Genomic DNA, 10,231 nt, shown 5'->3' with positions numbered 1-10,231 from the left:
GCGTGAGCCGGCCGAGCCGGTGGAGCCGGTGCGGCGGCGTGGGGCTCGTAAGGTGTCGGTGCCTGCGGGTTCGCCGAAGAGCACGCAGGAGCCGGAGGTGGTGGTCGTCACCGCCGCCGCTCCCGCGGCCGAGGCGGAGCCCGAGCCGGGGCCGTCGGCGCCCGAGGCGGCGGAGGTCGCGGAGGTGCGTGAGCCGGCCGAGCCGGTGGAGCCGGTGCGGCGGCGTGGGGCTCGTAAGGTGTCGGTGCCTGCGGGTTCGCCGAAGAGCACGCAGGAGCCGGAGGTGGTGGTCGTCACCGCCGCCGCTCCCGCGCCCCAGGCGGAGCCGGAGCCCGCGGGCGAGTCCGGCCTCGCCACCGTCGCCCCGCCGCCGCGCCGGCGGGTCTCCGCCCCGGCGGGGGCGCCGGAGGGCGCCACCGAGGCGGTGGTGACCGTGATGGCCCCCGGCGCGGGGAAGACCGCGGCCAAGACGGCGAAGAAGAGCGCGGCCAAGACGGCGAAGAAGGCGGCCAAGAAGGCCACCGCGAAGAAGGCGGCCACCAAGAAGACGGCGACGAAGAAGACCGCCGCCAAGAAGGCCGCGAAGAAGGCCACCGCCAAGGCGGCGAAGACGGCGGCGGCCGGCCAGGCGCAGCCGCCCTCCGTGTCCGCCACCGCGGAGGACTGAGCGCGACGGCGGGCCGCCGGCCTCACCGGCGGCCCGCCACCAGGCCGAATTTGACCGCCTTGTCGGCCCCTCCGTATCCTTGGCGATCGGCGTGTCGCCAGACGCGCCACGCTCCTGAGCAACTACCTCCCGCGCCGTCGGCCGCGTCCGCCTGGCGAAGGGGAGAGGCCGGGCCCTCGCCCGCTGCTGGCGTCGGGAGCTCCGAATCGAGCGAGAGAGAGTTCCGCGTGTACGCGATCGTGCGCACCGGTGGCCGTCAGCAGAAGGTCGCCGTCGGTGATGTCATCGAGGTTGACCGCTTGTCAGGCAGCGAGGTCGGCGACACCGTCGAGCTCTCCACCCTGCTCGTCGTGGACGGGGAGACCGTCACCAGCGACCCGTGGGTGCTGGCCGGCGTCAAGGTCAAGGCCGAGGTCCTCGACCACCACAAGGGCGAGAAGATCCGGATTCAGAAGTTCAAGAACAAGACCGGCTACCGCCGGCGGATGGGCCACCGTCAGCTGCACACCCAGCTGAAGGTCACCGAGATCCCCGCCCCGGCCGCGAAGTAAGGACGTCAGCGAGATGGCACACAAGAAGGGCGCCTCGTCCACCAGGAACGGGCGCGACTCGAACCCCCAGTACCTCGGCGTGAAGCGCTTCGGCGGCCAGGTCGTCAACGCGGGCGAGATCCTGGTCCGCCAGCGCGGCACCCACTTCCACCCGGGCGAGGGCGTCGGCCGCGGCAAGGACGACACCCTGTTCGCCCTCCGCGCGGGCGCCGTGCAGTTCGGCACCCACCGGGACCGCAGGGTCGTCAACATCGTGCCGGTGGCCGCCGCGTAAGCGGAGGGTAACGGCCGCGCGGCGCACCGGCCGCGCCCGCAGCACGCCGAGGGCGGACACCATCCCCGAGCGGGGGCGGGTCCGCCCTCGGCCGTTGGGCGCCCCGCCTGGCGGCCGGTGCCGCGGCGCCCGTACGACCTGCCGGTTTCCCCGCCTCGGCCCCCGCCCCCGCCTTTTCGGCCCGTCCGTTCCGTCTCCTTCGTCTCCCGTCGTCGCCGCTCTTCCTTTCGTCCCTTCCTTTCGCACCTTCTCCCTCACTCCTCCTTCCTTTCGTCTCTGTTCCCTCCGTCTTTCGCCCGTCTTTCGCCCGGCTTTCGCCGGCCCCTCTTCGCTCTTGCTCCCCTCTCCCCTCTCTCTCGCCCCAGCTCCTTCTCCGTCTTTCTCTTCCCCTCTATCCGCACGTTCGAGGACCCAGCCGGGAGGCACCGCTCATGACCACCTTCGTGGACCGCGTCGAACTGCACGTCGTCGCGGGTAACGGGGGCCACGGCTGCGCCTCCGTGCACCGCGAGAAGTTCAAGCCGCTCGGCGGACCCGACGGCGGGGACGGCGGGCGCGGCGGCAACGTGGTGCTCGTGGTCGACCGCGACGTGACCACGCTGCTCGACTACCACCACCGCCCGCACCGCAAGGCGACCAACGGCAAGCCGGGCGCGGGCGGCCACCGCACCGGCGCGGACGGGGAGGACCTGGTGCTGCCGGTGCCCGACGGCACGGTGGTGCTCGACAAGGCGGGCAACGTGCTCGCGGACCTGGTCGGCGAGGGCACCACCTTCGTCGCCGGGCAGGGGGGCCGCGGCGGCCTGGGGAACGCGGCCCTGGCCTCGCCGCGCCGCAAGGCCCCCGGCTTCGCGCTGCTGGGCGAGCCGGGCGTGGAGCGCGACCTGGTGCTGGAGCTGAAGACGGTCGCCGACGTGGCGCTCGTCGGCTACCCGAGCGCCGGGAAGTCCTCGCTGATCTCGGTGCTCTCGGCCGCCAAGCCGAAGATCGCGGACTACCCCTTCACCACCCTGGTGCCCAACCTCGGGGTGGTGACGGCGGGGGAGACCGTCTTCACCGTCGCCGACGTGCCCGGGCTGATTCCGGGCGCGAGCGAGGGCAAGGGGCTCGGCCTTGAGTTCCTGCGGCACGTGGAGCGTTGCTCGGTGCTGGTGCACGTGCTCGACTGCGCGACGCTGGAACCCGGCCGCGACCCGCTCACCGACCTGGACGTGATCGAGGCCGAGCTGGCCAGCTACGGCGGCCTGGGGGACCGGCCGCGGCTCGTCGTGCTCAACAAGACGGACATCCCCGAGGGCCAGGACCTGGCCGACATTGTCAGGCCCGATCTCCAGGCGAGGGGGCTGCGGGTCTTCGAGGTCTCCGCGGTCTCCCACAAGGGGCTGCGGGAGCTGTCCTACGCCCTGGGCGACCTGGTGGCGAAGGCGCGCGCGGCCCGCCCGGCGGCGGCGCCGACCCGGGTGGTGATCCGGCCCAAGGCCGTGGACGAGGCCGGGTTCACGGTGACGGCCGAGGGCGAGGGCCTCTTCCGGGTCCGCGGCGAGAAGCCGGAGCGCTGGGTGCGGCAGACCGACTTCGCCAACGAGGAGGCGGTGGGCTACCTGGCCGACCGGCTGGCCAGGCTGGGCGTGGAGGAGGAGCTCCTGAAGGCCGGGGCCAGGGAGGGCGACGGGGTGGCGATCGGCCCGGAGGACAACGCCGTGGTCTTCGACTGGGAGCCCTCGGTGAGCGGCGGCGCCGAGATGCTGGGGCGCCGCGGCGAGGACCACCGGCTCAACGAGCTGCGCCCGGCGGTGCAGCGGCGGCGGGAGCGGGAGGCCAGGCGGCAGGACGTGGCCCAGCGGGAGTTCGACGAGTTCGATCCCTTCGGCTGAGCCCCGCCCGCTGCGCCCCGCGGGCGGGGCCGGGGCGGGCCGCTGCCGCCGGTTTCCGGTTGGCTTCCCGTTGGTTTTCCACCGGTTTTCCGCCTGTTTTTGGCCATTCTCGACAGGTCTCGGCGGGTCTCGGCGGGTCTCGGCGGGTTTCGGCCATTCCCACGGGTTTCCCGGGGGCTCCGCCGGGGCGCGGCGCGGGCCCCCGCCCGTTTCGGGAGAGCTCAGGGCTGTCACGCATGTTCCGTGCGCGACAGCCCTTTTTGGTGCGCCGAAGACTCATACCTACCCATCACGAACGCGTAACAGTCAACAACGGTTCATCCGGCTTAGGGGTCAAGCTTCTACGGGGGTTAACCTTCTCCTCGCGTAGGCGACACTTCTTGATACCGGCAGGAGCTGACTTGACCAACCAACCCCAAGGACCGTCCCCCCACACCACAGCGGTCGTACTCGCCGGTGGTACGGGCCAGCGCGTGGGGCTCTCCATACCGAAGCAGCTGATCAAGATTGCCGGGAAGGCCGTCATCGAGCACACGCTCGCGGTCTTCGAGGAGGCCGAGGACGTCGACGACGTCATCGTGCTGATGGCCCCCGGCTACGCCGGGGACGTGGAGAAGATCATCGCCAAGAGCGGCCTGACCAAGGTCAGCCGCGTCCTCGAGGGCGGCGCCACGCGCAACGAGACGACCCGGCGCGCCATAGCCCACCTCAGCGAGGGCCTGGCCGAGGGCGAGGACCGCAACGTCCTGTTCCACGACGCCGTGCGGCCCCTGCTCTCGCAGCGGGTGATCGGCGACTGCGTGGCCGCGCTGCGGCACTACCAGGCGGTGGACGTGGCGATACCCTCCGCCGACACCATCATCGTCACCCGCACCCACGGCGAGGACGGCGAGTTCATCACCGACGTCCCGGACCGCTCGCGCCTGCGGCGCGGCCAGACCCCGCAGGCCTTCCGCCTCTCCACCATCCGCCGGGCCTACGACATAGCCGCGGGCGACCCCAACTTCCAGGCCACCGACGACTGCTCCGTGGTCCTGAAGTACCTGCCCGACGTGCCGATCCACGTGGTCACGGGCGACGAGTTCAACATGAAGGTGACCCAGCCGGTCGACGTCTTCATCGCGGACAAGCTCTTCCAGCTCGCCTCCACCGCGGCCCCCGCCCAGTCCGACGAGGCCGCCTACCGCGAGCTGCTGACCGGCAAGACCATGGTCGTCTTCGGCGGCTCCTACGGCATAGGCAAGGACGTCGCCGACCTCGCCCAGCGCTACGGCGCCACCGTCTACCCCCTGGGCCGCTCCACCACCGGCACCCACGTGGAGAACCCGCGCGACGTGGACGAGGCCCTGGCCAGGGCGTACGCCGACACCGGCCGCATCGACTTCGTGGTGAACACCGCGGGCGTGCTGCGCATCGGGAAGCTCGCCGAGACCGACGACGCCACCATCGAGGAGGCGCTGACGGTCAACTACCTCGCCCCGGTCCGCATCGCCAGGGCCGCCCACAAGTACCTCGCCGAGTCCGGCGGCCAGCTCCTGCTCTACACCTCCAGCAGCTACACCAGGGGCCGCGCCGAGTACAGCCTGTACTCCTCGACCAAGGCCGCGATGGTGAACCTCACCCAGGCGCTGGCCGACGAGTGGGCCGCCGACGGCATCCGCGTCAACTGCGTCAACCCGGAGCGGACCGCGACCCCGATGCGGGTCAAGGCGTTCGGCCAGGAGCCCGCGGGCACCCTGCTCTCCTCGCAGGCCGTCGCCCGCACCTCCCTCGACGTGCTGCTCTCCACCCTCACCGGCCACGTCATCGACGTCCGCCAGCAGGACCCCACCGCGGACGCCAGCAACGCCGGCTCCTTCGAACGCGCGCTGGCCGCCGCGCTGAACGCCGACACCCACGGGGAGGTGGCATGAGGGGTGTGCTGTACCGGCTGGCCGGGGTGACCACGGGAGCGGAGCTCGCCGCGGCGCTGGTCACCGTGCTCAGCTACCCGCTGATGCTCGGCGCGGCCCTGCTGCCCTCGGCCACCGGGTTCGCCGTCACCGCGGCGTTCTCGTACCTCGGCGACCACTACCTGCACCGCCGCGGCGTCTACCTGCTGGTGCGCATGGGCAAGGCCAGGGTCGGCCTCAGCATCCGGTTCCTCATCCGGCAGCTGCTGGTCGTGCTGCTGCTCGCCCGCTGCGACTGGGCCGGGGAGACCGTCTTCTCCACGGCAGTCGTCGCCTTCCTCGTCTTCTACGCCCTCCAGGCCCCGCACACCGGCCTGATCATGGTGATGCGCCGCAAGCGCAGGCTGCCGATCGCCACCCGCAACATCGACCTCTCCACCCTGCCGGTGCCCAACGGCGCGCCCCGCTGGCTCACCCACCGCGCGGTGGAGAAGGCGCTGCACACCGAGCTGCCGCTGACCCTCGGCCTGCTCGGCGTGATCTGGGCCGACGACGCGCGCTGGGGCTACGCCGGCATGCTGGCGACCTTCGCGCTGCTCCTGGGCTACCTCGTGGCGCTGGCCGCCTTCCTGCGGCCCTCCAGGTTCCCGCCGGGCCCCGAGCGCACCCTGGAGTGGTTCGACGAGTGGCTGCGCGCCCACCGCCCCACCGTCGCCCTGTACTTCTCGGGCTCCAAGGACTCCGCGTACCAGGTCAACATGTGGCTGGACACGATGGAGAAGCTGGAGGCCAAGCCCTTGGTGATCCTCCGCGAGCGCGCCATCCTCAGCCGGCTGGCCACCACCACGGTGCCCGTGGTGTGCGTGCCGAGCGCCGTGGACCTGATGAACATGGACCTGTCCATGCTGCGGGTGGGCCTCTACCCGGCGAACGTCGGCAAGAACCTCCACCTGCTGCGCGTGCCCACCATGAAGCACGTCTTCATCGGGCACGGCGACAGCGACAAGATCGCCAGCATCAACCCCTACGCCAAGGCGTACGACGAGGTGTGGACCGCGGGCCGGGCCGGGCGCGACCGGTACGCACTGGCCGACGTCGGCGTCCGCGACGAGGACATCGTCGAGGTCGGCCGCCCGCAGCTGGCCACCATCGCCACCGGCGCCGGCCCGGGCGCCGCCCCCGGCCGCATTCCGACGATCCTGTACGCCCCCACCTGGGAGGGCTGGACCGACGACCCGGGCAACACCTCGCTCCTGCTGGCCGGCGAGAACATCGTCCGGCGGCTGCTGACCTCGGAGCGCCCGGTGCGGCTGCTGTACAAGCCGCACCCCTTCACCGGCTCGCGCAACCCGGAGGCCGGCGTGGTGCACCGGCGGATCGTCGCCATGATCGCGGAGGCCGCCGCCGCGCGCGCCGCCGACCCGCGCTGGGCCGCGGAGGCCGACCGCACCGCCGAGGAGCGGGCCAGGGCGCAGGCGGTGCTGCGGCGCATCGAGGAGGAGCGGCCCGGCCTCTCGCAGCTCGCCTTCTGGGACGACGCCTCGGTCTCGCGTGACGCGCTGACCCCGCCGGAGGAGGCCGCCGAGGAGGCGCGGCGCGACCGGGAGTGGAACGACGCGTACTGGCGCTCCGCCGGCTGGTGGGAGCACCGGGTGATCACCGGTCCCGAGCCGCAGCTCTTCGACTGCTTCAACGAGTCGGACGCCCTGGTCTCCGACATATCCAGCGTCGTCTCCGACTTCATCGCCAGCGGCAAGCCCTACGCGGTCACCGACTCGGCCGCGCTCGGCGCCGAGGAGTTCAAGCGGCAGAACACGGCGGTGCGGGCCGCGGTGATCCTGTCCAACGAGGCCGCCGAGCTGGAGGAGCTGCTGACCGCCGTCACCGTGCCGGAGGCCGACCCGCTGGCGCACGACCGGCTGGAGCTGAAGCGTTATCTGCTCGGCCCGGACGAGCCCACCTCCCTGCAGCGGTTCAACGCGGCGATCGCCGCACTCGCCGCCCGCGCCGAGGCGCGCAACCGGGCCCAGGGCGAGGCCGATCCCGCCGCCGTGGTGCGGGCGCCCTAGACGCCGGACGGCCGGCGGCGCCGGGGAGACGGGAGCCGCGCAGCAAGAACAGGAACACCGGAAAGACCGGAAAAGCCGGAAGAGAAGGACCCGAGTCCGTGGTAGCGAAGCCAGAAGACATCATTCCCGAGGAACTGCGCCGGCAGTTGCGCTTCCTGCCGGAGTCCTCAGCGGAGGAGCGCGGCGCGTTCTTCGACGCGGCCGCTGCGTTCCTGGGCTCCGCCGACCCGGCCAAGCTGCGCAAGCTCCCGCCGCTCGCCCGCATCAAGTGGCACCTGACCCGGGAGCGGCAGCTCGACGCGCTGCTCGCGGTGCTGCGCTTCGAGCGCGAGAACCCCGGCGCCCTCCCGGTCCGCGGGCGGCTGCGGCCCTACGTGGCCGTTCCCGGCGTGCCGGGGAACCTGGTGCCCGCCTCGGTCGGCAGGCTGCGGCTGCGCGAGATGCCCGTGCGCGCCAAGGCCACCGAGGTCCTCTGGCAGGACGGCAAGCTGATCGTCCGCGGCTACGCCTACGTGCAGAACCTGCCCGGCGGGGGCCTCGGCCCGATGCCGCGCCTGGCCTGGCTGCGGGCGCCCGGCGGGCGGCGGGTGCCGGTCAAGTACCGCTCCGAGGAGTCCCTGCGCGCCACCAGGGACTCCAAGCAGGCCCTGCACAACTACGACGACGCCGGCTTCGAGCTGGTCATCGACCCGGCCAAGCTGAAGTCGCGCGGCAAGTGGCGGGCCGGCACCTGGGGCCTGACCCTGGCGCTGCCGCGCCCGGGCGGCTACGTGCCGGGCAAGGTGGAGCGCGTCGACATCGGCTCGGCCGGGCACTCCCAGGCCCACTACCTGGGCGACGGGGCACGTCTGGTGGCCGGGTTCGCCGACGACAAGTTCCAGGTGACGATCGACCTGCCGGAGGCCGAGGTCGTCGACCAGACCGGCACCGCGGACGCGCTGCGGCTCGGGCTGCGCGCCCCGGCCGCGGGCAAGCACCCCACCAAGCTGCGGGTGGTCCGCAAGGGCCAGAAGGGCGGCGCCGAGTACCCGCTGACGTCCGCCGGGACGGAGGGCCGCTGGGCGCGGTACTCCGCCGAGATCCCCTTCGAGGACCTGAGCGTGGCCACCTCGGCGAAGGAGAAGACGCTCGACTTCCTCACCCACATCGAGTTCGCCGACGGCTCCTCGCGCCGGGCCACCGTGGTGGAGGGCTTCCTGCCGGGGCGCTACCTGCGCCCGAACGGCCGGGAGATCGCCGTCACCACCGACGGCCCCGGCCTGCTGAAGCTGCACGACCGGGCGCGGCAGGCCGTCGTCGACCGCCTGGAGTGGGTCGGCAAGGGCGAGTTGCTCGTCGAGGGCTCCTACACGGGCCCGGGCGAGCGGATGCACTTCGTGCTGCGGCACGGCGAGCGCTTCGAGGAGCACCACCTGCCGCTGACCTGGTCGGAGTCCCAGAGCCGGTTCAGCGTGACCCTCGCCCCCGACAAGATGCCGCAGTACAACGCGCTGCTGCCGCTGCGCACCGGGCGCTGGTACTTCTCGCTGCGCGACCGGGACGCCTGGGGCCACACCGGCGACGTGCCGGTGAAGCTGCGGGCCGACCTCATCGACCGGATACCGCTGAAGAAGCGCGTCGCGGGCCGGACGTACACCGTCAACCGCCGCTACTTCGACCGGATCTTCCTCGGCTCGGGCTCCGCGCTGCGCGCCGACGAGCGGGGCGCCTACCGGCAGCGGCAGCTGCGCGAGGTGCTGACCCCGCAGTTCAAGCGGGAGCCGCTGCGCGAGGCCGTCTTCTACAACAGCTTCGGCGGCAAGCAGTTCTCCGACTCGCCGCGGGCGGTCTACGAGGAGTTCGTGCGCCGCGGCATCGAGGTGGAGCACCTGTGGTCGGTGGCCGACGCGCAGGTCGACCTGCCGCCCGGGGTGCAGCCCCTGGAGTGGCACAGCAAGGAGTGGTACGAGGCCCTGGCCCGCAGCCGCTACGTCGTCACCAACGTGGGGCTCGGCGACTGGTACCAGCGGCGCGAGGGGCAGGTCGTGGTGCAGACCTGGCACGGCACGCCGCTGAAGAAGATCGGCGCCGACCTGCTGGGCACGCCGCGGGCCAACCTCCAGTACATCGCCAGCCTCCCGCACCGCTTCCGGCAGTTCGACTTCGTCGTCTCGCCGAACGCCTTCACGACCCCGATCATGCGCAACGCCTTCCGTTGCGAGGGCGAGATCCTGGAGTCGGGCTACCCGCGCAACGACATCTTCCACCGGGAGGACCGGGAGAAGATCGCGCACCGGGTGCGGGCGACGCTCGGCATCCCCGAGGGGCGCAAGGTCGTGCTGTACGCGCCCACCTGGCGTGACGACCAGCGGCACACCGCCTCGAAGTTCAAGCTCGACCTGCAGGTGGACCTGACGGCGGCGCGGGAGGCGCTCAGCGAGGACCACGTCTTCCTCTTCCGCAAGCACCCGAAGATCCTGGACGCGATCCCGGGCGCGGGGCAGGGCTTCGTCTTCGACGTGTCGGCCTACCCCGACATCGCCGAGCTGTACCTGATCACGGACGTGCTGATCACGGACTACTCCTCGGTGCTGTTCGACTACGCGCACTCGGGGCGGCCGATGCTCTTCTTCACCTACGACCTGGAGCACTACCGGGACACCCTGCGCGGCTTCTACTTCGACTTCACGGAGAAGGCGCCTGGCCCGCTGATCAAGACCTCGGCGGAGCTGATCCACTCCATCCGCACCATCGACACGGTGCGGCGCACCTACGCGGAGAAGTACGCGGCGTTCGTCAAGGAGTTCTGCGAGCCCTCCGACGGGCTGGCCACCGCGCGGGTGGTGGACCGGATGCTCGACCTGGGCAGGCGCTCCCGCTGAGCCCCGCCGCAGGCGAGGACCCCGTCCCAGGCGAGGACCCCGG

At 72.2% G+C, this 10,231-nt stretch carries 6 protein-coding genes and 1 pseudogene; all 7 read left to right on the top strand.

Annotated features, from left to right (window positions below; translation table 11 throughout):
* A pseudogene (locus tag D7294_RS32110) lies at window positions 1–667 on the top strand (ribonuclease E/G); the annotation flags it as partial.
* A gap of 227 nt (window positions 668–894) precedes the next feature.
* Window positions 895–1,218, top strand: a complete 324-nt coding sequence (gene rplU, locus D7294_RS29805; RefSeq protein WP_120684929.1) for a 50S ribosomal protein L21 — start codon at window positions 895–897, stop codon at window positions 1,216–1,218.
* Between the two features lie 13 nt (window positions 1,219–1,231).
* The gene (gene rpmA, locus D7294_RS29800; RefSeq protein WP_120684928.1) at window positions 1,232–1,492 is read left to right on the top strand and encodes a 50S ribosomal protein L27; all 261 of its coding nucleotides are present in this window, start codon (window positions 1,232–1,234) and stop codon (window positions 1,490–1,492) included.
* Between the two features lie 431 nt (window positions 1,493–1,923).
* On the top strand, window positions 1,924–3,366 hold the full coding sequence (obgE, locus tag D7294_RS29795; protein ID WP_120684927.1) for a GTPase ObgE: 1,443 nt from the start codon (window positions 1,924–1,926) through the stop codon (window positions 3,364–3,366).
* Window positions 3,367–3,767: 401 nt separating this feature from the next.
* Window positions 3,768–5,279 (top strand): bifunctional cytidylyltransferase/SDR family oxidoreductase, encoded by a 1,512-nt coding sequence (locus D7294_RS29790; protein WP_120684926.1) that lies wholly within the window; start codon window positions 3,768–3,770, stop codon window positions 5,277–5,279.
* Window positions 5,276–7,327, top strand: a complete 2,052-nt coding sequence (locus D7294_RS29785) for a hypothetical protein (protein WP_120684925.1) — start codon at window positions 5,276–5,278, stop codon at window positions 7,325–7,327. Before D7294_RS29790 ends, D7294_RS29785 begins: the two co-directional genes overlap by 4 nt.
* 98 nt (window positions 7,328–7,425) lie before the next feature.
* A complete protein-coding gene (locus D7294_RS29780; protein WP_241562718.1) occupies window positions 7,426–10,188 on the top strand; it encodes a CDP-glycerol glycerophosphotransferase family protein in 2,763 nt (920 codons plus the stop codon).
* The last annotated feature ends 43 nt before the right edge of the window (window positions 10,189–10,231 follow it).

The sequence above is a fragment of the Streptomyces hoynatensis genome (assembly GCF_003626535.1).
Taxonomy (GTDB): domain Bacteria; phylum Actinomycetota; class Actinomycetes; order Streptomycetales; family Streptomycetaceae; genus Streptomyces; species Streptomyces hoynatensis.
This window is presented reverse-complemented; position numbering and strand designations above follow the sequence as displayed.